Annotated in this window: 24 protein-coding genes; 13 read left to right on the forward strand and 11 right to left on the reverse strand. The window is 59.8% G+C overall.

Annotated features, from left to right (window positions below):
• Window positions 1–108 precede the first annotated feature (108 nt).
• The 4 genes from ACP7BS_RS15000 to ACP7BS_RS15015 form a co-directional block, all read right to left on the reverse strand.
• Window positions 109–900 carry an ABC transporter ATP-binding protein gene (locus ACP7BS_RS15000; protein WP_426238739.1) on the reverse strand — a complete coding sequence of 264 codons (792 nt, stop codon included), beginning with the start codon at window positions 898–900 and terminating at the stop codon, window positions 109–111.
• A 325-nt stretch (window positions 901–1,225) separates the two neighbouring features.
• On the reverse strand, window positions 1,226–1,603 hold the full coding sequence (locus ACP7BS_RS15005) for a hypothetical protein (RefSeq protein ID WP_426238740.1): 378 nt from the start codon (window positions 1,601–1,603) through the stop codon (window positions 1,226–1,228).
• A 2-nt stretch (window positions 1,604–1,605) separates the two neighbouring features.
• Entirely contained in the window at window positions 1,606–3,060 is a 1,455-nt protein-coding gene (gene hydA, locus ACP7BS_RS15010; RefSeq protein WP_426238741.1) for a dihydropyrimidinase, read from the reverse strand.
• Between the two features lie 285 nt (window positions 3,061–3,345).
• Window positions 3,346–4,599: a Zn-dependent hydrolase gene (locus ACP7BS_RS15015; protein ID WP_426238742.1), complete on the reverse strand. Its 1,254-nt coding sequence runs from the start codon at window positions 4,597–4,599 to the stop codon at window positions 3,346–3,348.
• A 292-nt stretch (window positions 4,600–4,891) separates the two neighbouring features.
• On the opposite strand from ACP7BS_RS15015, the gene ACP7BS_RS15020 reads away from it, so the two are divergent.
• Window positions 4,892–5,542, forward strand: coding sequence for a TetR family transcriptional regulator C-terminal domain-containing protein (locus ACP7BS_RS15020; RefSeq protein ID WP_426226928.1), 651 nt, complete (start codon window positions 4,892–4,894; stop codon window positions 5,540–5,542).
• A 25-nt stretch (window positions 5,543–5,567) separates the two neighbouring features.
• On the opposite strand, the gene ACP7BS_RS15025 is transcribed toward ACP7BS_RS15020, so the two are convergent.
• From ACP7BS_RS15025 to ACP7BS_RS15035, 3 genes are all read right to left on the reverse strand, one after another.
• Entirely contained in the window at window positions 5,568–7,238 is a 1,671-nt protein-coding gene (locus ACP7BS_RS15025; RefSeq protein ID WP_426238743.1) for an adenylate/guanylate cyclase domain-containing protein, read from the reverse strand.
• 221 nt (window positions 7,239–7,459) lie between these two features.
• A complete protein-coding gene (gene preA / locus ACP7BS_RS15030) occupies window positions 7,460–8,773 on the reverse strand; it encodes an NAD-dependent dihydropyrimidine dehydrogenase subunit PreA (protein ID WP_426238744.1) in 1,314 nt (437 codons plus the stop codon).
• A gap of 15 nt (window positions 8,774–8,788) precedes the next feature.
• The gene (locus ACP7BS_RS15035) at window positions 8,789–10,150 is read right to left on the reverse strand and encodes an NAD(P)-dependent oxidoreductase (RefSeq protein ID WP_426238745.1); all 1,362 of its coding nucleotides are present in this window, start codon (window positions 10,148–10,150) and stop codon (window positions 8,789–8,791) included.
• A gap of 202 nt (window positions 10,151–10,352) precedes the next feature.
• Between ACP7BS_RS15035 and ACP7BS_RS15040 the strand changes: the two genes are divergently transcribed.
• The 9 genes from ACP7BS_RS15040 to ACP7BS_RS15080 all read left to right on the forward strand — a co-directional run bounded on the left by ACP7BS_RS15040 (window position 10,353) and on the right by ACP7BS_RS15080 (window position 20,399).
• Complete coding sequence (locus tag ACP7BS_RS15040; protein ID WP_426238746.1) at window positions 10,353–11,306, forward strand: sugar-binding transcriptional regulator; 954 nt, start codon at window positions 10,353–10,355, stop codon at window positions 11,304–11,306.
• 153 nt (window positions 11,307–11,459) lie between these two features.
• Window positions 11,460–12,773 (forward strand): ABC transporter substrate-binding protein, encoded by a 1,314-nt coding sequence (locus ACP7BS_RS15045; RefSeq protein WP_426238747.1) that lies wholly within the window; start codon window positions 11,460–11,462, stop codon window positions 12,771–12,773.
• A 191-nt stretch (window positions 12,774–12,964) separates the two neighbouring features.
• Window positions 12,965–13,837, forward strand: coding sequence for a carbohydrate ABC transporter permease (locus ACP7BS_RS15050; RefSeq protein ID WP_426238748.1), 873 nt, complete (start codon window positions 12,965–12,967; stop codon window positions 13,835–13,837).
• Between the two features lie 69 nt (window positions 13,838–13,906).
• Entirely contained in the window at window positions 13,907–14,731 is an 825-nt protein-coding gene (locus tag ACP7BS_RS15055; RefSeq protein WP_426238749.1) for a carbohydrate ABC transporter permease, read from the forward strand.
• 27 nt (window positions 14,732–14,758) lie between these two features.
• On the forward strand, window positions 14,759–15,760 hold the full coding sequence (locus ACP7BS_RS15060; protein WP_426238750.1) for an ABC transporter ATP-binding protein: 1,002 nt from the start codon (window positions 14,759–14,761) through the stop codon (window positions 15,758–15,760).
• Window positions 15,757–16,530 carry an L-iditol 2-dehydrogenase gene (locus ACP7BS_RS15065; RefSeq protein ID WP_426226943.1) on the forward strand — a complete coding sequence of 258 codons (774 nt, stop codon included), beginning with the start codon at window positions 15,757–15,759 and terminating at the stop codon, window positions 16,528–16,530. Before ACP7BS_RS15060 ends, ACP7BS_RS15065 begins: the two co-directional genes overlap by 4 nt.
• Before the next feature lie 27 nt (window positions 16,531–16,557).
• Window positions 16,558–18,042: a mannitol dehydrogenase family protein gene (locus tag ACP7BS_RS15070; RefSeq protein ID WP_426238751.1), complete on the forward strand. Its 1,485-nt coding sequence runs from the start codon at window positions 16,558–16,560 to the stop codon at window positions 18,040–18,042.
• A gap of 81 nt (window positions 18,043–18,123) precedes the next feature.
• The gene (locus tag ACP7BS_RS15075) at window positions 18,124–18,819 is read left to right on the forward strand and encodes an HAD family hydrolase (protein WP_426238752.1); all 696 of its coding nucleotides are present in this window, start codon (window positions 18,124–18,126) and stop codon (window positions 18,817–18,819) included.
• Window positions 18,819–20,399: an FGGY-family carbohydrate kinase gene (locus tag ACP7BS_RS15080; RefSeq protein WP_426238753.1), complete on the forward strand. Its 1,581-nt coding sequence runs from the start codon at window positions 18,819–18,821 to the stop codon at window positions 20,397–20,399. The genes ACP7BS_RS15075 and ACP7BS_RS15080 overlap by 1 nt, the downstream gene beginning before the upstream one ends.
• 236 nt (window positions 20,400–20,635) lie before the next feature.
• Here the strand turns inward: ACP7BS_RS15080 and ACP7BS_RS15085 are convergent, their stop codons facing one another.
• Complete coding sequence (locus tag ACP7BS_RS15085) at window positions 20,636–21,598, reverse strand: HWE histidine kinase domain-containing protein (protein ID WP_426238831.1); 963 nt, start codon at window positions 21,596–21,598, stop codon at window positions 20,636–20,638.
• A gap of 244 nt (window positions 21,599–21,842) precedes the next feature.
• Complete coding sequence (locus ACP7BS_RS15090; protein WP_426238754.1) at window positions 21,843–22,640, reverse strand: response regulator; 798 nt, start codon at window positions 22,638–22,640, stop codon at window positions 21,843–21,845.
• Window positions 22,641–22,781: 141 nt separating this feature from the next.
• Here ACP7BS_RS15090 and ACP7BS_RS15095 point away from each other — a divergent pair, with 141 nt between their 5' ends.
• The 3 genes from ACP7BS_RS15095 (at window position 22,782) to ACP7BS_RS15105 (ending at window position 25,216) form a co-directional block, all read left to right on the forward strand.
• Complete coding sequence (locus tag ACP7BS_RS15095; RefSeq protein ID WP_426238755.1) at window positions 22,782–22,976, forward strand: NepR family anti-sigma factor; 195 nt, start codon at window positions 22,782–22,784, stop codon at window positions 22,974–22,976.
• 8 nt (window positions 22,977–22,984) lie between these two features.
• Window positions 22,985–23,539 (forward strand): RNA polymerase sigma factor, encoded by a 555-nt coding sequence (locus ACP7BS_RS15100; protein WP_426228472.1) that lies wholly within the window; start codon window positions 22,985–22,987, stop codon window positions 23,537–23,539.
• Window positions 23,540–23,710: 171 nt separating this feature from the next.
• Window positions 23,711–25,216 (forward strand): sensor histidine kinase, encoded by a 1,506-nt coding sequence (locus ACP7BS_RS15105; protein WP_426238756.1) that lies wholly within the window; start codon window positions 23,711–23,713, stop codon window positions 25,214–25,216.
• A gap of 19 nt (window positions 25,217–25,235) precedes the next feature.
• On the opposite strand, the gene ACP7BS_RS15110 is transcribed toward ACP7BS_RS15105, so the two are convergent.
• Complete coding sequence (locus ACP7BS_RS15110) at window positions 25,236–25,667, reverse strand: hypothetical protein (protein ID WP_426238757.1); 432 nt, start codon at window positions 25,665–25,667, stop codon at window positions 25,236–25,238.
• Between the two features lie 118 nt (window positions 25,668–25,785).
• Entirely contained in the window at window positions 25,786–26,175 is a 390-nt protein-coding gene (locus ACP7BS_RS15115; RefSeq protein WP_426238758.1) for a hypothetical protein, read from the reverse strand.
• Window positions 26,176–26,297: the final 122 nt, after the last annotated feature.

Below are 26,297 nucleotides of genomic sequence, written 5' to 3' on the forward strand. Positions count from 1 at the left end.
CGCACGCCTGTGCGCGTAGGGAGCCTGGGAGCCGCAGCGAGCGCGGTCAAGTCCCTCCCCCTTGTGGGGAGGGGTTGGGGAGGGGCCTTCACCACGATTTCCGCCGCCCTACTCATCATAGCTATGCCCCGCCCTCAATCCCTCGCGTACACGGTGGGCGATCTGCAGGAATTCCGGGGTTTCGCGGATGCCGAGCGGGCGGTCCCTGGGCAGGGTGGATTCGATGATATCGGTGACCCGGCCGGGACGGGGGCTCATGACGACGATCTTGGTGGAGAGATAGACGGCTTCGGGGATCGAGTGGGTAACGAAGCAGATCGTCTTGTTGGTGCGGTCCCAGAGTTTCAGCAGTTGCTCGTTCAGGTGATCGCGGACGATTTCGTCGAGTGCGCCAAAAGGCTCGTCCATCAAGAGAAGATCGGCATCGAAGGCGAGCGCACGGGCGATCGAGGCGCGCTGCTGCATGCCGCCCGAAAGCTGCCAGGGGAACTTTTTGCCGAAGCCCGTCAGGTTCACCAGCTCCAGGGTGCGGTCGATCCGGGCTTTCTGGTCGGCGGTGCTATAGCCCATGATTTCCAGCGGCAGGGCGATGTTCTTTTCGATGGTGCGCCACGGGTAAAGCGCGGCGGCCTGGAAGACATACCCATAGGAGCGGTTCTTGCGGGCGTCTTCCGGCGTCGTGCCGTTGACGGTGATCGAGCCGGAGGTCGGTTTTTCCAGATCGGCGATGACGCGCAGGAAGGTGGTCTTGCCGCAGCCGGAAGGGCCGATGAAAGAGACGAAATCGCCCTTGTTGACGTCGAGATCGACGCCGGTCAGCGCGTTGACGGGGCCGTCATTGGTCTCGAAGGTGAGGCCGAGATCGCGCGCCGAAACGACGGATGCTGGTGTGGTTGTCATTGTGTCCGGTGCGCTCCGCCCTGAATGCCATTGCCTGGAAGATTGGTGTGACGTCATTCGGCTTTCTGCCTCCGATAGTCGTACTTCATATTTTTTGAATGGGGTATGCTGCGCGCGATATCGATGCCGGGGAGATGCGGAAAGGTCTGCCGGACCGGTCCCTGTCTGTGGTGACAGCGTGCGCCGATCCGAATGTGCCGGAGAGCGTCGTGCTGTTGCTGGAGACTTCCGTTTCGCTCTAATTCTGGTGTTGCGTGAGCGGGCTCATCATACCGCCCTTGGCCCGCCGGCCGGCGACAGAGTGCCATGCTGGATGGGGGACACATCATTTGCATTTCTTCAGAGGCCCCCAGCGTGTCCCGTCCTTGAAAGCGATGGTGTAATCCTTGCGTGTGCGCAGGATCTCGACACTCTCGTCCGCTTCGCCGCTTTCGCCCTCGGCACTGCATGAGACTGTCGCGGCAAAGGATGTACCGTTTTTCGTCACAGGACCCTTGAAGCTGCAAGAGGATGCTGCCGTGGTGATGCCTTCGTTGGTCAGCAGGAAGAAATTGTCCGATCCGGTGGATTCTCCGGTCTTGGAATAGGCGCAACCATCCTTGTTGCCGTAATCGCCATCGAGGAAAGTCTCGCTCGCGATAGCCGGTGCGGCCATCGAAAAGCTGGCGAAAAGCAACACAGCCATGCGGGTTGCGGCGCTCACCTTCACACCCCGCTTGCCGGAATGCCGGTGCGCTGGACCTTGCGCGGCGCGGTAATGTCCTTCCAGGTCGAGAGCGCCTTGTTGACGGCCGTAAAGGGTTCGCGGCTGACGAACTTGCCCTGGCCTTCCCGCGTCTTGATCGTCGATTCCTCGATGGCGACGACACCGCCCGTCAGCGTGTAGCGCGGCAGGCCGGTGACCTGCTTGCCCTCGAAGACGTTGTAATCGATCGCCGACTGCTGGCTTGTGGCTGAAATCGTCTTTGAGCGTTTCGGATCCCAAACGACGAGATCGGCATCGGCGCCGACGAGGATCGCGCCTTTTTTCGGATACATGTTGAGGATCTTGGCGATATTGGTCGAGGTGACGGCGACGAACTCGTTCATGGTGATGCGGCCGGTGGCGACGCCATTCGTCCAGAGCATCGGCATCCGGTCTTCAAGCCCGCCGGTGCCATTGGGGATTTTGGTGAAATCGCCGACGCCAAAGCGCTTTTGTGCGGTGGTGAAAGCGCAGTGATCGGTCGCGACCACCTGCAGGGAACCGGCGGCCAGGCCTGCCCAGAGACTGTCCTGATGCTGTTTGTTGCGGAACGGCGGCGACATGACGCGGCGGGCGGCGTGATCCCAATCGGGATTGGCATATTCGCTTTCATCCAGTGTCAGGTGCTGGATCAGCGGTTCGCCATAGACGCGCATGCCATTTTGCCGGGCGCGGCGGATGGCTTCATGGGCCTGTTCGCAAGAGGTGTGGACCACATAGAGCGGGCTGCCTGCCATGTCGGCGATGATAATGGCGCGGTTGGTGGCTTCGCCCTCGACGGCCGGGGGCCGCGAATAGGCGTGGGCTTCCGGGCCATTGTTGCCGTCTGCCAGAAGTTTCGCCTGCATCTGGGCAACAATATCGCCGTTCTCTGCATGCACCATCGGCAACGCACCAAGCTCGGCGCAGCGCTGGAACGAGTGGAACATCTCGTCGTCATCCACCATCAGCGCGCCCTTGTAGGCCATGAAGTGCTTGAACGAGTTGATGCCCTTGTCCTGAACGATGGTCTGCATCTCGTTGAAGACTTGCTCGCTCCACCAGGTGATCGCCATGTGGAAGGAGAAATCACAGTTGGCCCGCGACGTCTTGTTGTCCCACATGGTGAGTGCTTCGAGCAGCGACTGGCCGGGGGCGGGCAGGGCGAAGTCGACGACCATCGTCGTGCCGCCGGAGAGCGCTGCCCGCGTGCCGCTCTCGAAATCGTCAGAAGAATAGGTGCCCATGAACGGCATTTCGAGATGGGTGTGCGGATCGATGCCGCCGGGCATGACATAACAACCGGTCGCATCCAGCGTCTCATCGCCTAGGAGGTTTGGCCCGATCTCGACAATCCTGCCGCCATCGATCTTGACGTCGGCCTTGTAGGTGAGGTCGGCGGTGACGATGGTGCCGTTTTTGATGACTGTGGTCATTGCTATCTCCCAATATTAAACGGTCTTATGCATCCCGCTCGATGACGATAGTTTTGCTCAATATCGCTGTTTTTTCACCTGTTCCGGAGCCTGTTGCGATTACGCGTATCCCTGAGCCAGGTTGGCTAACTAGAAAAACTGCAGCATCTTCGATGTGTTCGAATTTGTGAGCATGAGCATCCTCATTTGACGGGCGCCCCGGTAGGAAACATTTGTAGACAGGGACAACGTCGTGGTGTCCGAGGATCGCCTGGGCTTGGCGACCAGTAATCTTGCAATAAATCTTCACCCCACAATCCCCGCAGTCTCCACCACCGCATGGAACAGCACATCGCACCCGGCAGATGCCCATTCCTTCGATATTTCCTCCGCCTCGTTGTGGCTCAAACCACCGACGCAGGGGCACATGACCATGGTGGCGGGGGCGACCTTGGAGGCCCAGCAGGCGTCGTGGCCGGCGCCTGAGATCAGGTTCATGTGGCTGTAGCCGAGCTTTTCGGCGGCGGTGCGAACGGCGGTGACCAGCGTCGGATCGAAGGTGACTGGCTCGAAATGGCCGATGGCTTCGATTGAACAGCCGACGCCGAGCGCATCGGTGATCTTCGGCGCTTCGGCCTCGATCTTGGCGCGCATCCGGTCGAGCTTGGCCTTGTCGGGAGAGCGGATATCGACGGTGAAGACGACCTTGCCTGGTAGCACGTTGCGCGAATTGGGCGAGAAGAACACCTGGCCGACACCGCCGACGGCGCCCGGCTGGTTTTCCATGGCAACACCCTGAACCATCTCGATGATCCGCGCCATGGCAAGGCCGGCGTTGACGCGCAGGTTCATCGGGGTCGAGCCGGTATGCGCCTCACGGCCGGTCAGCGTGAATTCCAGCCACCAGAGGCCCTGACAGTGCGTCACCACGCCGATGGTCTTTTCTTCCGCCTCGAGGATCGGGCCCTGCTCGATATGATACTCGAAATAGGCGTGCATTTTTCGGGCGCCGACCTCTTCGTCGCCCTGCCAGCCGATCCGTTTCAGCTCGTCGCCATAGGTCTTGCCTTCTGGGTCCTTGCGGCCATAGGCGTAGTCGAGCTCGTGGATGCCGGCAAAGACGCCGGAGGCCAGCATGGCCGGTGCGAAACGTGCGCCTTCCTCGTTTGCCCAGTTGGTGACGACGATCGGGTGTTTCGTCTTGATACCCAGATCGTTCATGGTGCGCACGACTTCCAGCGCGCCAAGCACGCCAAGCACGCCGTCATATTTGCCGCCGGTCGGCTGGGTGTCGAGATGCGAACCGACATAGACGGGCAGGGCGTCGGGATCGGTGCCGGGGCGGGTGGCAAACATCGTGCCCATCTTATCGACGCCCATGGTCATGCCGGCGTCTTCACACCATGTCTGAAACAGGTGGCGGCCTTCGCCGTCTTCGTCGGTCAATGTCTGGCGATTGTTGCCGCCGGCAATGCCAGGGCCGATCTTGGCCATATCCATCAGTGAATCCCACAGACGGTCGGCCTTGACGCGCATGTTCTCGCCCGGTGCATGAGCCATGACGGTTCTCCTCATTCTTTTTAAGGGAGGCAGATTTGGCTGCGCATCCCGTCGTTCCCGTGGTCAAATCGGGGCATCTGGTTTTTTCGATTGCCCTACGATCAGCCGTTGCGTTTGCGTTTGAACTGACTGATAATTTGACCGGTTGGTAAAACATTACAACTTCCGTTGCCGCACTCAAGGTGGAAAAACAGAAAAAACGTCAGCGCCGTCCGAATTTTTGGATCCTGCTGTTTTCGGACGTTTTAAAGGCCGCGCACCCGTGGCGATTGCTGAGAAGACTGGGGGAAAGATGGTACTTCCGAGGGCAGCCCGAACGCAAAGGCGAACCCGCATCCAGGAGGAGAAGGAAGAACTGATTCTGGAGGCGGCGCTGGACGTGTTCGCCACCCACGGTTTTCGCGGCAGCACCATCGACCAGATCGCCGATGTGGCGGGCATGTCGAAGCCCAACCTGCTTTATTATTTCCGCACCAAGGACGCGATGCACAGGGCGCTGATCGATCGGGTGCTGGACAGCTGGCTCGATCCGCTGCGCGAGTTCGATGCGGAGGGGAGCCCGGTTTCGGAAATCCGCAGCTATATTCGGCGCAAACTGGAAATGGCGCGGGATTTTCCGCGCGAAAGCCGGTTGTTCGCCAATGAAATCCTGCAGGGTGCGCCGCACATCGAAGATGAGTTGAAAGGCCCTTTGAAATCGCTCGTCGATGAGAAGGCCGAGGTGATCCGCAGTTGGGCCAAGGCCGGCAAAATTGCCAAGTGCGACCCCTATCACCTGATCTTCGCCATCTGGTCGACGACCCAGCATTATGCGGATTTCGACGTTCAGGTGCGCGGGGTGCTCGGCGAGGAGCGCTCGGGCGAGGGGCGTTTCGAAGATGCGGCGCGATTTCTCGAGCAGTTGTTCGTCAGCGGCCTGGAAATCAGGGACGGCAGCACCTGACTGACGACGATCCACATTCAGCCTGTCAGACCGCCGGGCTCTCCGGCTGTTTTCCTGCTGCGAGCATGGCTTCCACCTCCTCCGCGCTCTCGACGATCAGCGTTTCGAGCGTGCCGGCGCGGCCGCGAATGGAGATGTTGTAGCTTTCCCGGTTGTCCACCTTCAGCCCGGCATAGCGGACCAGATCGGCTGAAACGGCAAGCTGGGCGTCATATTCCTTGGCAAAGCCTTCCAGGCGGCTTGCCGCGTTGATCGTGTCGCCGACAGCGGTCAGCGACGAGGCCTTGCCATAGCCGATCTGGCCGATAATCGCCGGACCGGCATGCATGCCCATGGCGATGCGCAACGGTTTGTCCAGTTCGCTCATGAAGTTGCGGTTGAGCACATCGATCCCCTTGGCGATGCGCGCCGTCGCCGTCAGCGCCTGGGCGCAGGCTTCCTCGATGCTGTTATTCAGCCCGAAGATTGCAAGCGCGCCATCACCGATGAATTTGTCGATGACGCCGCCCGACTCTTCCACCGCTTCCCCGATGGTCTCGAAATAACGGTTGAGCAGGAAGACCGTATCAAAAGGCAGCTGTTTCTGGGCAAGCAGGGTGAAATCGCGAAGATCGCAAAACAAGACGGCGATATGACGTTCGCGGCCGGCGGCCTGCTGCTCTGTCGGTTGGGCTTTCAGGCCGACATTGTCGCCGCCCAGGATGGGGGAGATCGACAGATTGTGGCTCGGCCGCAGCTGGCAGGCGAGCCGCACATTGTCGGGTGCGCGGATACGCGTCAGCGTCGCCTGTTCGGCATCGCTGGCCGGCGGCTGGCGCTCCAGACCCTCCGTCACCCGCACCCGGCAGGTCGAACAGCGTCCACGTCCGCCGCAGATCGACAGATGCGGGATACCGGCGGCACGGCTTGCCTCGAGCACACTGAAACCTTTTGCGACCGAGATGGCCCGGTCCGGGTAGGTGACGCGAATTTTTCCGCGCACAGGAATGGCGCGCAGGGTCAAGGTCCCGGCGATCATTGCGATCAGGCCGGCAACGATGGACGTCCTGATTTGCCCGATCATTTCGGGCGGGGTGCGGTGTGGCATAAACCAGGTTGTCGATGGCAGCCCGACCTCCAGCGATCGGGCGCCGACGGCAAAACCGAGCAGAGCGAGCATCGGAACGAGCACGGCGAAGGAATAGAAAAACAGGAAATAGCGCGGATACCAACTGCGGCCCCGCATCCAGAACCAGGCGCCCAGGCACCCATGCGTCCATGCGAAAATCAAAGCCAGCGATTGCCGTGTCGCGTTGAAGGGGTTCGACCAGAGCGCTGGCAACACTTGATAATAGCCGTCGCCGTAACCCGTGAGCATCCACTCGACCCGCGTGCTGACCACATGGCTGACGATGAGAAAGGGAAAGGTGAGGCCGAAGATGATTTTCAGCGCTTCCCGCACCGGCATGCGCAGAGTCTGACGGCGATAAAGGCTTTCAAGGGCGAGCACGAAGTGCACGAGCAGCGAACCGTACAGGAGCACCGTTCCCGGCCAGCTGCGCCAGACAGAGTTGAAAATCCGGCGCGCCGCTTCCATGGCTTCGACGGAGATGAGACCCAGGGCGTGGTTTGAAAAATGCGTGAGCAGAAACAGGCCAAGGCAGGCGCCCGTCAGGAGATGCAGCCTTTTGCGGGTACGTGAGGAGGCGATCTTCAAGCAGACATCCGGTGTTGGCGGCAAAGCCGCATCTTCGTCCCTTCTTATTGACGAGTTCGCGGTAAGGGGCAACGCACGTTTTTGTGGACGCACCGTTGCCATGCCGTGCGCAATCGGCAGTCTGCCGGCACTGTCTTGAAATCCGCTGCATTTCGCAGCGCTGACCGACGATCAGCCGCCCTGCCTTTCGACGGGGCGGCTGATATTCTTGCAGAGGAAGATTATTCGGCGGCCTGATTGGCCATCGGGTTGTTCGGGTGGGTCGTCCAGTTAGCATAGTTCGGATCGACCACCTTGCCGGTGCGCTCGTCGAGCATTCCGGGCTCCAGACCCACCATGGTGATGCAGTCCTGCACGGGACAGACGTTGACGCAGAGATTGCAGCCGACGCATTCGTCTTCCATCACCTCGAAATGCCTTTTGCCATCGACAAACTGGGTGATCGCCTGATGCGAGGTATCCTCGCAGGCGATGTGGCAGCGGCCGCACTTGATGCAGGAATCCTGGTCGATCTTTGCCTTGGCGATGTAGTTGAGGTTGAGATACTGCCAGTCGGAAACGTTGGGCACGGCGCGGCCGCAGATATCGTCGAGGTCGCGATGTCCTTTTGCATCCATCCAGTCCGAAAGCCCCGTGATCATCTCCTGGACGATCTTGAAGCCGTAGGTCATGGCCGCCGTGCAGACCTGCACGTTGCCGGCGCCAAGGACGAGAAATTCGGCCGCGTCGCGCCAGGTGGTGATGCCGCCGATGCCGGAGATCGGCAGTCCGTAGGTTTCTGGATCGCGGGCGATCTCGGCCACCATGTTGAGCGCGATCGGCTTGACCGCCGGGCCGCAATAGCCGCCGTGACTGCCCTTGCCGTTGATCGATGGTTCCGGCGAGAAGGTATCGAGATTGACCGAGGTGATCGAATTGATCGTGTTGATCAGCGAGACGGCGTCGGTGCCGCCGGATTTGGCGGCGCGCGCGGGCTTGCGGATGTCGGCGATGTTCGGGGTCAGCTTGGTGATGACCGGCATGCGGGTATACTGCTTGCACCAGCGCACGACCATCTCGATATATTCCGGCACCTGTCCGACCGCAGCGCCCATGCCGCGTTCCGACATGCCGTGCGGACAGCCGAAATTGAGTTCGATGCCGTCAGCGCCGGTTTCTTCCACCAGCGGCAGGATCGATTTCCAGGCGTTTTCCTCGCATGGCACCATGATCGAGGCGATCAGGGCGCGATCCGGCCAGTTCATCTTCACCTGCTTCATTTCGCGCAGGTTGGTATAGAGGTCGCGGTCGGTGATCAGTTCGATATTGTTGAGACCGAGCAGACGGCGGTCGGCACCCCAGATGGCGCCATAGCGCGGGCCGTTGACATTGACGACCGGCGGGCCTTCCTCGCCCAGCGTCTTCCAGACGACGCCGCCCCAGCCCGCCTTGAAGGCGCGCTCGACATTGTAGGCCTTGTCGGTTGGCGGTGCCGAAGCCAGCCAGAAGGGGTTCGGAGACTTGATGCCGACGAAATTGTTGCACAGATCAGCCATGGTTCATTCTCCCCTTCAAGCGACGGCAACAGCCGGCTGCGATGCAGCGGCGAGCACGTGGTTGATCGATTCGGCGGCGTCGCGGCCCATGGCAACAGCGGAAACCGTCAGGTCCTCGCCGCCCAGTACACAGTCGCCACCCGCCCAGACACGGTCGAGCGAGGTGCGGCCTTGGGCATCGACGACGATGCGGCCGGACTGCAGGGTGATGATGCCGAGACCGTCGGCCTCGAACGTCTGGCCGATGGCCTTGAGCACGTGATCGGCGGTGATGACGCCGGTCTCGCCGGTTGTCGTCAGCCGGCCGTCGGCAATAGCCGTATAGTCGAGTTCGATCCCGGCAACCTTGCCATCACGGGCAATGATGCGCTTGGGCTGCAGCCAGTGGCGGATGGTAACGCCCTTGGCGGCAGCCAGATCCTGCTCGAACACGGAGGCGTTCATATGCTCCTTGCCGCGGCGATAACAGATGGTCACCTCCTCTGCGCCGAGCAGCTTGGCCTGAACGGCCGCATCGACGGCCGTCATGCCGCCGCCGAGCACCACGACGCGGCGACCGATGGCGATGTCGGCCTTGGTTTGCGATTGGCGCAGTGCCGCGATAAAATCGACGGCATCCTCGACACCTTCTGCGGTTTCGCCTTCGGCCCTCAGCGCATTGACGCCGACAAGGCCAAGACCGAGGAACACCGCATCATGCTTGGCCAGCATGTCGCTCAGCGAGAAATCACGTCCGAGCATCATGCGATTGCGGATATCGATACCGCCGATGGCAAGCACGTAATCGACCTCGGCCTGGGCGAAATCATCGACGGCCTTGTAGGTGGCGATGCCGTATTCATTGAGGCCGCCTGCCTTTTCTCGGGCATCGTAAATGGTGACGTCATGGCCCTTGACGGCCAGGCGGTGAGCGCAGGCAAGACCGGCCGGGCCGGCACCGATGACGGCGATGGATTTTCCGGTCGGTGCGGCACGCTGGTAGAACTGCCGGTTTTCGCGCATGGCAATATCGGTCGCATAACGCTGCAGCCGTCCGATCTCGACCGGCCGGTGCTCGGCCTCGTTGCGCACGCAGGCCTGTTCGCAGAGCGTTTCGGTGGGACAGACGCGAGCGCACATGCCGCCGAGGATGTTCTGGTCGAAGATGGTGTTTGCCGACCCGATGGGGTTTCCAGTCGATATCTGCCGGATGAACAGCGGGATATCGATGGAGGTGGGACAGGCCGTCATGCAGGGCGCGTCGTAGCAGAAATAACAGCGGTCGGAGGCGACCAGTGCTTCATGCTCGTCCAGCGGCGGGTGCAGATCGGAAAAATTCTTCTCGTATTCGACGGGTGACAGGCGCCCGCTCAGTATTCCAGTTTCAGTCGTTCCCATTTTTTGCTCCCAAATGTCGCGCCTCAGGATGTTGAAACGGTAACACGCTTTATTTTTTTATCAAACGGTAAAATTTTAAATGAAAATCGCTGGAATCCCAGCATCGTAGGGGTTTCAAGGGGGCTGAAAAGGCAAGTCTTATGGTCTGTGTTTGACAGAAGCCTGGAAAAAGTGTCAGCACATCGTTCAGGGAGTACGGACAATGGCGCGCAGACCGGACGGTAATAACAGGCTCGATGACGCCGCGCGTGCGGGCTGGCTCTATTATGTCGCCGGGCGTACGCAGGACGAAATCGCCTCCACGATGGGCATCTCGCGCCAGTCGGCCCAGCGGCTCGTTTCTCTGGCAATGGCCGAACGTCTGATCAAGGTTCGCCTCGACCACCCGATCGCCGCCTGCCTGGAACTCGGGCTTCGCCTCAAGGAAAAATTCGACCTGTGGCAAGTGGACATCGTGCCGAGTGACCCCGGGTCTTCATCGACGACGGTCGGCATTGCGGAAGCGGGGGCGGCCGAGATCGAGCGCTGGCTGAAATCGGTCGATCCGATCATCCTGGCGATCGGCACGGGGCGAACGCTGAAGGCGGCGATCGACCAGCTGCCGGCGATGGAATGTCCGCAGCATCGCATCGTCTCGTTGACCGGCAATATCGGTCTGGATGGATCAGCTGCTTATTACAACGTCATCTTCTCGATGGCGGATGCCGTCAAGGCCCGGCATTTTCCGATGCCGCTGCCGGTTCTGGTGTCTTCACCGGAGGAGCGGGAGCTGCTGCACAATCAGGCGCTGGTCAAATCTGCCCTGCAGCTCGGTTCCGAAGCCAATGTCGCCTTTGTCGGTGTCGGTGAACTCGGCCAGGACGCGCCCTTGTGCGAGGATGGCTTTTTGGCGCGCGACGAGATGATGCAGCTGATGGACGAGGGGGCTGCGGGTGAAATCTGCGGCTGGATGTTTGATCGCGACGGGCGGATGCTGTCCGGCAGTATCAACGAGCGTGTTGCCAGCGTGCCCTTGCCGTCGCGTGATTCGGCGACCGTCATCGGCATCGCCAAGGGCCAGCGCAAACAGGTTGCTTTGCGGGCCGCTCTGACGGGGCGAGTGATCAACGGCTTGATCACGGACGAGGCAACGGCCCAGTTTTTGCTCGCCAATTGAGCGTCTAGACAGAAATTTTCACAAGCAAAATCAAACAGGCCATCGGACGTTTCTGCACTGCAGCAACGAATGCCGATTGACATTTTTCGCGGATATGTGAGTAATTGCCCACGAGCAAGGCAAATGCTCATAACTCTTCTGGGAGGAAGATATATGAACTTGAAAACTTTCCTGCTGGGCACATGCTCGGCAATCGTCATCGCGGGTTTCGCCCAGGCAGAAACTCTCACCATTGCCACGGTGAACAACAGCGACATGATCCGCATGCAGGGGCTGACGGACGATTTCACCAAGGCCAACCCCGACATTCAGCTCGATTGGGTAACGCTCGAGGAAAACGTGTTGCGCGAACGCGTCACCACGGATATCGCCACCAAGGGTGGCCAGTACGACGTGCTCACGATCGGCACCTATGAAGTTCCGATCTGGGCCAAGCAGGGCTGGCTCCTGCCGCTCGACAAGCTCGGCGCCGACTACGACGTCGACGATCTGCTGCCTGCCATCCGCTCGGGCCTGACCGGGGAGGACGGCAAGCTCTACGCTGCACCGTTCTACGGTGAAAGCTCGATGGTCATGTACCGCAAGGACCTGATCGAAAAGGCCGGTCTGAAGATGCCCGATGCCCCGACCTGGGAATTCATCGGTGAGGCAGCCCGCAAGATGACCGATCGTGCCGCCGGCATCAACGGCATCTGCCTTCGCGGCAAGGCTGGCTGGGGCGAAAACATGGCGTTCCTGACCGCCACCTCCAACGCCTTCGGCGCCCGCTGGTTCGACGAGAACTGGAAGCCCCAGTTCGATCAGCCGGAGTGGAAAAACGCGCTTGAGATGTATGTCAAGCTGATGAACGATGCCGGTCCCCAGGGTGCTTCGTCCAACGGCTTCAACGAAAACCTGGCGCTGTTCCAGCAGGGCAAGTGCGGCATGTGGATCGATGCCACTGTCGCCGCGTCCATGGTAACCGATCCGAAAGGCTCCACGGTCGCCGACAAGGTCGGCTTCGCTCTCGCTCCGGATACGGGCCTTGGCAAGCGTGGCAACTGGCTTTGGGCATGGAGCCTTGCCGTTCCGGCAGGTACCCAGAAGGCGGAAGCTGCCGAGAAGTTCGTGTCCTGGGCAACCAGCAAGCACTATCTCGACGTGGTCGCTGCCAAGGAAGGCTGGGCAAACGTTCCTCCGGGTACGCGTACCTCGCTCTACAACAACCCCGAGTACCAGAAGGCGGCGCCGTTCGCCAAGATGACGCTCGAAAGCATCAATGCCGCCGACCCGAAGAACCCGTCCGTCAAGCCCGTGCCTTACGTCGGTGTTCAGTTCGTCGCCATCCCGGAATTCCAGGGTCTCGGCACGACGGTCGGTCAGCTGTTCTCGGCGGCTCTCGCCGGTCAGATGACGGTTGATGATGCGCTGGCGCAGGCACAGCAGGTAACCACCCGCGAAATGACCCGCGGCGGTTACATCAAGTAGGTTCCTTCCCAAGGACAGGCAGCCCGGACTACCATCCGGGTTGCCAACTCTAACCTGGCGTCGTCCGCTGTGAAGTCTATTGGTCACCGCGTCTGACGTCAGGCTTTTCCAAAAAGACGACCAAGGCGGCCGGCTTGCTGCCCTCCCGGCGGGGCGGGTGTCCGGACCGGCATCAGAGGGAGGGTGTTGAAATGGCTACGCAGAATACGCGGGCGCTTGCGCGCTGGATGATGGCCCCGTCTGTCGGGCTTCTCCTGATCTGGATGATCGTGCCACTGGCCATGACGCTGTGGTTCTCGTTCCAGAACTACAACCTGCTCAACCCCGGCAATGTCAGTTTCGCTGGCCTGTTCAATTATCAGTATTTCTACACGGATCCTGCTTTTTTCCAGTCCATCTGGAACACGCTGCTCATCGTGGGCGGCGTGCTTTTTATCACGGTCATCGGCGGCGTCGCCATTGCGCTGATGCTCGATCAGCCGATGTGGGGGCAGGGGCTTGTCCGCATCCTGGTGATCTCACCGTTCTTCGTCATGCCGCCGGTTGCGGCGCTGGTCTGGAAGAACATGATCATGCATCCGCAATATGGCGTGTTTGCCGATATCAGCCGCTTCTTCGGACTGCAGCCGATCGACTGGTTCGGTCAGTATCCGCTGTTTTCGATCATCATCATCGTCGCCTGGCAATGGCTGCCCTTTGCAACGCTGATCCTTTTGACCGCCCTTCAGTCGCTTGACGGCGAGCAGAAGGAAGCCGCCGAAATGGATGGCGCCGGCTTCGTTAACCGCTTCATCTACCTGACGGTGCCGCATCTGGCCCGCTCGATCACCGTCGTCATCCTGATCCAGACGATCTTCCTTCTGGGGGTCTATGCCGAAATCCTCGTTACCACCAATGGCGGTCCGGGTTACGCATCGACCAACCTGCCGTTCCTGATCTACCGCACCGCTCTGCTCGGCTACGACGTCGGCGGCGCTTCGGCCGGCGGCATTATCGCAGTCATCCTCGCCAATATCGTCGCCTTCTTCCTGATGCGCGCCGTTGGCAAGAACCTCGACAAATAGTTAACGCAGTTCCTGACGGAAAACCGCTTCACACTTTTCCTGGAACAGCTTTTTAAGGGAGGCAAGACCATGGCACGTGCCGTTTCGACCAGAAGAACCGTCTTCTTCACCATCGTCGCCTGGATCATCGCACTCGTGATCTTCTTCCCGATCCTTTACACGATCATCACCTCGTTCAAATCCGAGACCGAGGCGATCCAGGGGTTCAATCTCGTTCCCTCGGGCACGGTCGAAAGCTACGGCGCCGTGCAGGCCCAGAGTAATTATTTCAAGTTCTTCCTGAACTCGGTCATCCTGTCGCTTGGCTCGACGCTGCTCGCGCTGCTGATTTCGGTACCGGCCGCATGGTCGATGGCCTTTTCGCCGACCAACAAGACCAAGGACATCCTGATGTGGATGCTCTCCACCAAGATGATGCCGGCTGCAGCCGTCATGGTGCCGATCTATCTGCTGTTCCGCGACTTCGGCTTGCTCGACAGCCGCTTTGGCCTCACCATCATGCTGACGATGATCAACCTGCCGATCGTCGTTTGGATGCTCTATACCTACTTTCGCGAAATTCCCGGTGAGATCCTGGAAGCCTCGCGGATGGATGGTGCATCGCTCTGGGGCGAGATCGTCTACGTGCTGACGCCGATGGCGGTGCCTGGTATCGCCTCGACCATGCTGCTCAACATCATCCTTGCCTGGAACGAAGCGTTCTGGACGATCCGGCTGACCACCACCAATGCGGCGCCGCTGACGGCTTTCATAGCCTCGTTCTCCAGCCCGCAAGGTCTGTTCTGGGCAAAGCTGTCGGCAGCTTCGACCCTTGCCATCGCACCGATCCTGATCATGGGCTGGTTCTCACAAAAACAACTTGTCCGCGGCCTGACTTTTGGCGCCGTGAAGTAACGCACAGAAAAGACTTGGGAGGCACGCATGGGCAATATTCAGCTGAAAAAGGTCAACAAGAGCTTTGGCGCGACGCAGGTCATTCCCGGTATCGACCTGACGATCAACGAGGGCGAATTCGTCGTCTTCGTCGGTCCCTCGGGCTGCGGAAAATCGACCTTGCTGCGTCTGATCGCCGGTCTTGAGGATACGTCGTCAGGCACGATCGAGATCGACGGACGCGACGTCACGGGAATGGCACCGGCCAAACGTGGACTGGCCATGGTGTTCCAGTCTTACGCGCTCTACCCACACATGACGGTGCGCAACAATATCGCCTTCCCCCTGAAGATGGCGAAGATGGATCAGGGTGTGATCGACAAGAAGGTGACGGAGGCGGCGCGCGTCCTCAACCTCACCAACTATCTCGACCGGCGCCCCGGCCAGCTTTCCGGCGGCCAGCGCCAGCGTGTTGCCATCGGCCGCGCCATCGTGCGCGAACCCTCGGCCTTCCTGTTCGACGAGCCGCTCTCCAATCTGGACGCGGCCTTGCGCGGCACGATGCGGCTGGAAATCAGCGAGCTGCATCATCAGTTGAAGACGACGATGATCTACGTCACCCACGACCAGGTCGAAGCCATGACCATGGCCGACAAGATTGTCGTGCTCAACGCCGGCAATATCGAACAGGTCGGTTCGCCGCTCGATCTCTATCACCGGCCGGACAATATCTTCGTCGCCGGCTTCATCGGTTCGCCGCGGATGAACTTTGCCACCGGCGAATTCTCGAAGCCGCATAACGCACATACGATCGGTGTTCGTCCGGAGCATCTCAAACTCTCGACGGAATCCGGGGCTTGGCGTGGCACCGTCGGCGTCGCCGAACATCTTGGATCGGATACCTTCCTGCACATTCATGTCGATGGCATCGGGCTGGTGACAGCCCGTGTCGGCGGCGATTTTGCAGTCAAGCATGGCGACAAGGTCTTCCTCACACCGGAAGAGGGCCGCGTGCACAAATTCACGGACAAGGGACTGGCAATTCGATGACACGGCTCAAAGGTAAAAGCGCTCTGATCACCGGATCGGCGCGCGGGATCGGACGCGCCTTCGCGGAGGCTTACATCCGCGAAGGCGCTACCGTTGCGATTGCCGATATCAATCTCGAGCGCGCCACCCTAACGGCCGCCGAGCTTGGACCTTCGGCCTATGCGGTCCAGATGGACGTGACCAGCCAGGCGTCGATCGACGCGGCGGTTGCGGCGGTGGCCGCAAAGGCGGGTGGCCTCGATATCCTCGTCAACAATGCAGCCCTGTTCGATCTGGCACCGATCGTCGAGATCACCCGCGAAAGCTATGACAGGCTGTTTACGATCAATGTCTCCGGCACGCTGTTTACCCTGCAGGCTGCTGCAAAGCTGATGATCGCGCAGGGACGCGGCGGCAAGATCATCAACATGGCAAGCCAGGCGGGGCGCCGGGGCGAAGCTCTTGTCGGCGTCTATTGCGCCACCAAGGCGGCGGTCATCAGCCTGACCCAATCGGCAGGGCTGGACCTCATCAAGCACGGTATCAACGTCAATGCGATTGCGCCCGGCGTTGTCGATGGCGAGCATTGGGATGGTGTCGATGCAATGTTTGCCAAGTATGAAAATCGCCCGCTCGGCGAGAAGAAGAGGCTTGTCGGTGCCGAAGTTCCGTTCGGACGCATGGGCACGGCCGAAGACCTGACGGGAATGGCGGTCTTCCTCGCCTCCGCAGACAGCAACTATGTCGTTTCGCAGACCTACAATGTCGATGGCGGCAACTGGATGAGCTGAGTTCACAGCTCGTCGAAAGGAATGAACATGACGACCAAACTCTCGCTCGCCAATCTTACCGCCATCAAGGCGACCGCCGCGATCCCGGCCTATGACCGATCCGCGTTAAAGGCTGGCATCGTCCATTTTGGCGTTGGCAACTTCCACCGCGCCCATCAGGCGATCTATCTCGATGATCTGTTCAACACCGGCAGCGACCACGACTGGGCGATTGTCGGGGCAGGGGTTTTGCCATCGGACGAGGCGATGCGGGAAAAGCTCGAAGCACAGGATTTCCTGACGACGGTGGTCGAGCAGGACAACAACAAGAGCGCTGCGCGCGTCACGGCGCCGATGATCGACTATCTGCGGCCGGGTAATGCCGCAGCGACGATTGCCGTGCTTGCCGATCCGGCGATCCGCATCGTCTCGCTGACGATCACCGAGGGCGGATATTTCATCGATCCGGCATCGGGCGTGTTCAATCCCAGACATCCGGCCATCGTTGCCGACAGCCAGAACCCGAATGACCCGAAAACCGTGTTCGGCTTGATCATTGCCGGTTTGAAAGCCCGCAAGCACAAGGGCATCGTGCCGTTCACGGTGATGTCCTGCGACAATATTCCGGGAAATGGCGAAGTCACGCATGCGGCCGTGTCCGGCCTTGCGAGCCTGTCCGATCCGTCCTTTGCCGAATGGATCGAGGCCAATGTCGCCTTTCCAAGCGGCATGGTCGATCGCATCACCCCGGCGACCAGCCCGCGTGAAGTCGGCATTGTTGCCGATGATTACGGTATCGACGATAACTGGCCGGTCTTCTGTGAAGAGTTCAAGCAGTGGGTTCTTGAAGATCATTTCCCCGCTGGCCGCCCGGCGCTTGAAAAGGTCGGTGTCCAGTTCGTGCCGGATGTCGGCCCTTACGAGCATATGAAGATCCGTATCCTCAATGGCGGCCATGCAGCGATTGCCTATCCGGCAGCGCTTCTCGATATCCATTTCGTCCATGAGGCGATGGAGGACAAGACGGTCTGCGCCTTCCTGGCGAAGCTCGAACAGGATGAGATCATCCCGGTCATCCCGCCGGTGCCGAATACCGACCTGAACGCCTATTTCAAAAAGGTCGAGTCGCGGCTGTTCAATCCGAAGATCGCCGACACCATCCCGCGCCTGGCGCAGGACGGTTCCAACCGGCAGCCGAAATTCATCCTGCCGACGACGGCTGACCGGCTGCAGCGTGGCGAGGATGTCGTCGGCCTTGCGCTGGTATCGGCGCTCTGGTGCCGCTATTTTGCGGGAACCTCCGATAGCGGCAAGCCGATCGCCTTCAACGATGCCAGCGCCGACCGGCTTCATGCGGCGGCGATCAAAGCTAAGGACGATCCACAGGCCTTTCTTGCGCTTTCGGACATCTTCGGCGATGTTGCGCAATCAACGCTGTTCCAGAAACGGTTCGCGCATGCGCTGCGGACGCTTTGGGACAAGGGCACGCGGGCGACGCTGCAGCTCTATCTCGACGGAAAACTTGGAGAATGACCTCATGACGCTTCAGCCCCAGGGTAACGTCGTGGCCGGATACTGCGGCCGCTCCGGCGGGCAAGCGGTGGTCTGACGCCTATGAATACGCATCCGCCAAAACTGGTGATTTTCGATTGCGACGGGGTTCTGGTCGATAGCGAACCTTTGTCGCTTGATGTGCTGGTGCGTGTGTTGCGCAATGCCGGTGTCGATATGGATGCCGAAGAGGCAACGGAGCGGTTTCTCGGCAAGAGCCTGAAGACCATGTCGGACATCCTGCATGACGATTACGGCCTTGCGGTGGACGATCATTTTCTGGAGCAGATGCGCCTTGATCTCTACAAGCGGTTTCAGCAGGAACTACAGCCTGTAGCGGGCATATCCACGGCACTCGATCAGCTCGATCTTCCCCGATGCGTCGCCTCGTCAAGCCAGATGGAGCGTATCCGGCTTTCGCTGACCATCACCGGGCTGATCGACAAGCTTGAGCCCCATCTGTTCAGCTCCAGCATGGTGAAGCACGGCAAACCGGCACCGGATCTCTTCCTGCATGCCGCTGCCGAGATGGCAACGCCGCCGGAAAACTGCATCGTCGTCGAAGACAGTCCTGCCGGGATCGAGGCGGCCAAGGCAGCAGGCATGCGGGTTTTTGCCTTTGCCGGCGCCTCGCACGCAAAGTCCGAGCGGCATCTGGAATCATTGCGGCGGCTTTCGCCTGACGTGCTGTTTGACGACATGCGGGAATTGATCCATTTTGTCCGTAAAGAACAAAGGGATGGGAACGCAGGGCTCTGATGGCTGATTTGATCGTTGCTGTCGACGTCGGAACCGGCAGCGCTCGCGCTGGTATTTTCGATCGGCATGGCAGACAACTGGCCCGCGCGGACTATCCGATCGCGATGAACCGGCCTGAGGAAAACCACGCCGAGCACGATTCCGAAAACATCTGGGCCGCCGTCTGCATCGCCGTCAAGACCGCCCGCGCCAAGGCCGGAGTGCCTGCCGAATCCATTGCCGCAATCGGTTTCGACGCAACCTGCTCGCTCGTCGTGCGCGACAGGGACGGAGCGCCTTTATCGGTCAATCGCAAGGGCGATCCGCGATGGGACACCATCGTCTGGCTCGACCACCGGGCGCTGAAGCAGGCCGATTTCTGCACGGCCACCGAACATCCGGTGCTCAACCATTCCGGCCGCGTGATGTCTCCGGAAATGGAGATGCCGAAACTGATGTGGCTGAAGCAGAACCTGCCGCAGCAATGGGAGAAGGCCGGATATTTTTTCGATCTGGCCGATTTCATGTCCTGGCGGGCAACTGGCAATGCCGCCCGGTCGCGTTGCACGCTGACGGCCAAATGGAATTATCTTTCGCACAAGGAAAATGGCTGGCAGGACGGGTTCCTGACAACGATCGGGCTTGAGGACTTGCGCGAGCGTGGCGGTTTGCCGGATAAGACGCTGCCGGTCGGGCAGTCGGTCGGCCATCTGACGGCAGCGGCTGCGGCCGAACTCGGTCTGCATGAGGATTGCGCGGTGGCGACGGGGCTGATCGACGCCTATGCCGGCGCCATCGGTGTGCTGGGCGCGTTTGCCGGCGAACCGGACAGGCTGGAGCGGCAGCTTGCCCTGATCGCCGGGACCTCCAGCTGCATTGTCGCCTTTTCCCAGGAGATGAAGCCGGGTTTTGGCATGTGGGGGCCGTATTTCGAGGCGGCGTTTGCCGGCAGCTGGTTGATCGAGGGCGGTCAATCGGCAACCGGTGCACTGCTTGATCACGTGGTTCGCAGTCACAGTTCCGGCGGCGAACCGGATGCCGAAGTTCACGCTAGAATCGTTCTTCGCATTCAGGAACTGCGCGCTGCCTATGGCAACGATTTTGCAGCGCGCCTGCACGTTCTGCCGGATTTTCATGGCAATCGCTCGCCACTTGCCGATCCGCATGCGCTTGGCGTCATCAGCGGCCTGACGCTGGATAGTTCGTTCGACGCGCTGTGTCGGCTTTACTGGCGCACCTGTGTGGCGATTGCGCTCGGGATCCGCCACATTCTCGAAATGATGAAACAAGCAGGTTACGATCTCGACACGCTGCATGTGACCGGGGGCCATGTGCGCAATGTGCTTTTGATGGAGCTTTATTCCGACGTCACCGGCTGCACGGTCGTCGTGCCGGAAACCAACGATGCCGTTTTGCTCGGTACGGCCATGGTGGCCTCTGTCGCGGGCGGTCTCTATCCGGACCTTCGCGCCGCCGGACCGGCGATGTCGCCCGGCGGCCATGAGCAATATCCGAACGCGGACATGCGGGAAATCTATGACCGTGATTACCGCAAATTCCTCAGCCTCTACAGGCATCGGGCCGAGCTGGAAGCGCTCTGAAAGCGGCCGAATTTATATTTTCAAAAAAGTTCAGTTCGATCGGAACCTTTCGTGTGCCGGCCCGTTTCCATGATGTCTGGATAGCGGTTCACATCGCCCCCAATGGGAACCCCAATATATATTCCAGCATCAGCTCACACGCCCCCTCGGTGAGTTGTCAATATCAGCCAGTGCCTTCCCCGGCGCTGGCTGTTTTTTTTGCCATTTTTGCGGTGGTAATCGGGGGCATGCCCAGCCTACCGCATCATATCATCGTTGATGATTTCGTATTCACGGGATGGGATAGTCAGGCGGTACTCGATGCGATCGGGTGCTGTGAGGTACATCGCCTTGCCGCCGATCGCCACCGGCACGACACGCTCCAGCACGGTGCGCGCAAATGTGTGCTCGTCCGCCTCCCGCTGTGTCGCCGCTGGCGGCAGATCCTCGACCCAGGCAAGCTCGATGGCCGCATTTTCGTCCAGGATCGTCTCGAAACAATCGATGGTCAGGGAGTTGAGGCCTGCCGAGATCGCGCCGTAAGAGGCCGAGTTTACGATGAGTTCGTGTAGCGCGAGGCCGATATGCAGCGTCGCGTTGGGAGAGAGATGCGCATTGATGCCGGTGATGGAGATCGGCCTTTGGGAATCCGGCCAGTAGGCGCTGAATTGCCGCTCTGTCAATGCAAACAGATAGGCCCCGCGCCAGCTGGAATCGGTGACGAGGTCTTGCGAATAGGACAGCGACTGGATACGGCCGCGAAATTTGGTGAGGAAATAGTCGAGCGACAGCGCTTGACGGGCTGTCTGTGTCGCAATGCCCTGAATGATCGCCAGCAGGTTTTTTGAGCGATGGCTGAGTTCGCGCAGCAGGGTCTTCAAGATCCGCTCGCGGTGCCTTGTCTCAGAGATATCGGTGATCACCGAGAGAATTCCGGTCATGTCCGCCGTCTCGATACGTTCGATATCGATGCGGTATGTCAGCACACCGGCGGCGGCGGTTACATCAACTTCCGTCGATATGGGCGTGTTGTTGCCGGCGACGCTGCGTTTCAGGGCAATCAGACGGGCGCCGTCATCCGCGCCAAACACGGTTTCGTCTGCCTGTGTTGCCGTTGCCAGCAGTTGCAGTCCTTCAGGCAGGTTTCCGGACAGAATGGTGTCGAGATTGTCGGACTGGTAGACAAAGCCGGAGCCTGATTTCTTCAAAACCAGCTCCATCAAAACCTTGCTTACCGTGGCGCCGGTCATGATCGGGGCTGAATTGCCTGCATTGCCCACGCGAAGCGCCTTCCATTTTCTGATCAGTTCTCCGTGCAAGTCCAGCATTCAGAACAAGCGGTGGATCCAATCGGCATTCTGACCGGAAATGGGGCCGGCTCTCTTGCCTGTATGTTACACGGGATGCCGATTGACCCCGTGCCGTTGTCGAGACTGTTCAGTCGTCGTTCGTGCAAAACCGACCTCAGGCAGCAGCAGCCTTTGTGGATTCGTTGAAGAACAACGCTTGGGAGATCAATGCCTTGACCATGTCCGGATTGAATGGCTTGGTGACCAGAAAGGTTGGTTCCGGCCGTTCGCCGGTCAACAGGCGCTCGGGAAACGCCGTGATGAAAATCACCGGAATGGCGGTGTTCTTCAGAATATCGTTGACGGCATCAATACCGGAGCTGCCATCGGCCAGCTGGATGTCGGCAAGCACCATGCTTGGCCGTGTTGCCTTGAACAGGGCGACTGCTTCGTCACGCGTACGGGCAATGCCGGTCACCGTGTGACCCAGGCTTTCCACCATCTGTTCGATGTCGATCGCGATCAGCGGCTCGTCCTCGATGATCATGATATCGGTCGCGACCTGGCGGGAAATCTCTTCGGATGCGCGCTCGAGCAACTGGTTCATGCCGCTTTCTGTCGTATCGAGCACTTCGGCGGCTTCGCTTGTGCGAAAGCCTTCCACGGACACGAGAAGAAAAGCCTGGCGGGCGAGCGGCGATACCGAAGCAAGATTGATCGAAGCGCGCTTTTCCCAGGCAAATGGCGAAACCGGTTCCGGAATCAGAACGGATGATGAGCCGAAGAGCTTGGTATACAGCTGGAACAAGGCAACCCTGTCACTGCTGGCTTCGGGAAAAATGCTGACGTCCGTGATCAGCGCCTCCAGAACGGCTGCGACATAGGCGTCGCCCGACGTCTGCGATCCTGTCAATGCGCGGGAATATCGGCGCAGATAGGGCAGAAACGGAGCGATCCGGGTGGATAGTGACATGTAAAAACTCCCTCAATCTGGCCGAGCTTGTGGCCATGACAGCAAACAAACGCGACGCGAAAAAAAAGGTTCCTTTTCGCGGAACATTTTTTTTCGCCGCGCATTATGCTGCCATATGAATATTGAAGGTATCTGGCATTGATGACGGACAAAATTGGGGCAGGGCGTGACGCCGTGAGGTCAGCGCGTACCGATAATCCTAACGCGCAGATTGCGACCAAGCTCCGCGCGCTTTATCTTTCAGTTCAGGAAGAAGCTATTCCGGACCGCTTTCTCGACCTGCTTGAGAAGCTTGACGCGGTTGAGCGCAAGTCGATGCCGGGTGTGGCAGAATGAGCGGCGCCATGACTTCTGAGGAACCCAGTTTCAAGCGTGAGATGCTCGCAGCGCTTCCAAGCCTGCGCGCCTTTGCCATGTCGCTGATCGGCAGGCACGACCGCGCCGACGATCTGGTCCAGGATACCATCATGAAGGCGTGGGCAAAGCAGGACCATTTCGAGATGGGTACGAATATGAAGGCTTGGCTTTTCACCATCCTTCGCAACGAGCTTTACAGCCAGATGCGCAAGCGCGGCCGGGAGGTTCAGGACAGCGACGGGTATTTTACCGAGTCTCTTGCCCAGCACCCTGCACAGTATGGTTCGCTGGATCTCCAGGATTTCAAGCGGGCGCTGGAAACGCTGCCGCCGGATCAGCGCGAGGCGATCATCCTCGTCGGAGCCTCCGGGTTTTCCTATGAGGAAGCTGCGGAAATATGCGGCTGCGCGCTTGGTACGATCAAGAGTCGCGTCAATCGGGCACGTCAGCGATTGCAGGATATTCTGCAGGTGACCGGTGAGAACGAATATGGACCGGATGCCACCTCGGCGCCCATAACGTCGCGTGCTTTTATCTCCTGACAATCAAGATCGTTGGCATCAACCAAATCTTTCCTGCGAGGTTTGGTAGATGCAAAGTGTTATCCTGCAGATTGCACCGCGGGGTGCAATCGTGCAGAAACTGCACAGGCGCATCGCAGCGCCAAGGCTGACGGACGAGATTTTGGCACTGCCTGGCCGGGTATGGAATTTATGATTGATGAGACTAGTGATTTGCAGCCGGCGGTGGCGGCAGCTTTGGCCTCAGCCCAGAGGCTTGCGGTCCTGCACGCGGTCATTCCGGACATGGCCGAACCAGACGCCGATTTCCGCGATCTCGCCGATATAGCCGCCGGTCTCTTCGATGCACCGGTTGCACTGGTCACTCTTGTCGATGCCAAGGATCAATGGTTCAAGGCGGCCAGTGGCATCAGTGAGCCACGGGCGCCGTCGGCTGATTCCTTTTGTGTGCACACCATCGCGGGCGCTTCCGATGGCGCACTGGTGGTTGCTGATGCCACTGCAGACCCTCGTTTTTCCAACCAGCCGCGCGTTGTCGGTGAGCCCTTTCTGCGATTTTATGCAGGGGTTCCCTTGGTTATCGGCAATCAATCGGTGGGCACCATCTGTGTTTTCGATGTCAAGCCGCGCGCCGACCTGGCGCCGCAACTTATTGTTCAGCTGCAACGGCTGTCACGCATAGCTTCGGCTCTTTTTACCCTCAAGCACGAGGCGCGACAGCGCGCTCTGAAGGAAGCAGCGCTGTCGCGCGAAGAGCAGCGGCATGCGATGGCCCTGGATGCGGCCAATGTCGGGAGCTGGTTGTGGAATATCCGCTCGGGCAATGTCTCCTGCAATGAGCCGATGCTGCGCATGTTCGGCATGCCCTTCGCCAAGAGCGTGCAGGCACGGGACATATTTGGCGCTATTCATCCGGACGACCGCGTGGCGACGCTCTCGAGGCTGCGGTCTGCGATGACGCAGGACCAGGAATATGACGGGACCTTCCGTGTGGCGTCATCGGGACGCTGGCTGCTGGGCCGTGGCCGCGTTCACGAGCGCGACGCCAAGGGCAAGCCAACGGTTTTTCTGGGTATCAATATCGATGTGACCGAGCAGCAGGGCGCGACCCAGCGCACCCGGCTTTTGCTCCGCGAGCTTAATCATCGCGTCAAAAACACGCTCGCCATGCTGCAGTCGTTGGCGCGCCAAACATTGCGGCAGACAAGCGATCCGCAGGAATTCATGACCGCCTTCGCGGGGCGCCTACAGGCCATTTCCGAAGCGCATGGGCTGCTTTCGGACCATGAATGGGGCGAAATTCGCCTCTCTGCATTGCTGGCAAAACAGCTGGCACCGCATGTCCGCGACTATGAAGAGCAGATCGAGATCCACAAGGACGAGATCCTGCTCGGGCCGGATCAAGCGGTCGGGCTGGGGCTGGTTCTGCACGAGCTGGCAACCAATGCCGCGAAATACGGATCGTTGTCGGTTTACGGCGGCAGGGTGGTGTTGACTGCCCGCAGTGTCGATGAGGATGGCCGTCGTGTTTTGCACATGACGTGGACAGAGGTCGGCGGTCCCCCGGTCGGGGAGCCCTCACGGCGCGGTTTCGGCTCGATCCTGATCGAGCGGAGCCTGGACAAGGTCATGGGAAGTTCGGTGAAGATCGAGTATCTGCCGGCAGGCCTGACGGCGATTGTCCGCCTGCCGCTGTAACCGTTTCTTCCTGCCTGCCTCAGGACCGGTCGCGGTCACCCGATTTTCGCATCAGCCCGAGAACGGTGCCAACACCGACGGCAAGGCCTGCGGCCAGAAGCGGCTGCCGGCGGAACAGCGTCAATGCAGTGGCAATGGCAAACGTTGTCTGCGCCTGCGAGCGGCGCCGCTTTTCGGCTGCGAGACGCTTATCGCGGGCATTGAGCGCATACATGATGCCAATGATGACAAGCCCAATGAGGATGGAAACACCGGCAAGGATAAGGGTGGCTTTAAGAGGCGTATATAGTGCACTGAGATAGATGGCGCCTGCCGCCATTGCAAAGATGTAAGCCGTCAGGAAGGACAGCGCCACGATGGCCCACATCGCACCATTACGCTTGTAGCGCGCTACGGTAACGCTGACATCCGTCACGACAAGAGCCGAAAGCATTGCGGCCAGAGGACCCATTTTATTCTCCAGGAGGCGGATGGCACAAAGGCTGGCTGACAACCGAGTTGTTCGCCAGCCTTCGACAGGAATGCAGACGACCGCCCTGATGGACTGCCGCCTGCCTGGAAAGGTTCGTCTAGCGGCGGATCAGCGCGGCAACCAGCAGGCCGAGTGCAGCAGCGGCGCCCAGTGTGGCAACCGGGTGCTGGCGCACGGTCTGGCGAACCTGCTTTTCCGTTACCGAGTAACGGCTGCGCAGTTCGGCAAACAATGCCTCGCCATTTTCCAAAAGGTCCTGAAGGCCGGCTTCCGCTTGATCACGGGCATCGTGGGCGCGACCACGAACATCCTTGGAAGCTTCGTATGCTCTTGAACGCACATCTTTCGATGCGTCAGCACCGCGCTGCGAGAGGAGCTTGGCCAGCGATGCGATGTCGTCGCGGATTTCGCTGATCTGATCTTCGATCGGGGCATCGAGGAGGCTGCCATTGCGCTTCTTTGCGCCGGAAAAGAGACCTGGGGCCATGAAGAAACTCCTTCGTGCTTCGGGACTATTGGTTCAGGTTCGTCCCGGTGTGCGGTAGTGCCGACAAATGACATGATCGCCGTGTCAGCGGTTCGCCACAATAACGCGCAAATTGGAGTTTG

The sequence above is a fragment of the Pararhizobium sp. DWP1-1-3 genome (assembly GCF_049896125.1).
Classification (GTDB): Bacteria; Pseudomonadota; Alphaproteobacteria; order Rhizobiales; family Rhizobiaceae; genus Pararhizobium.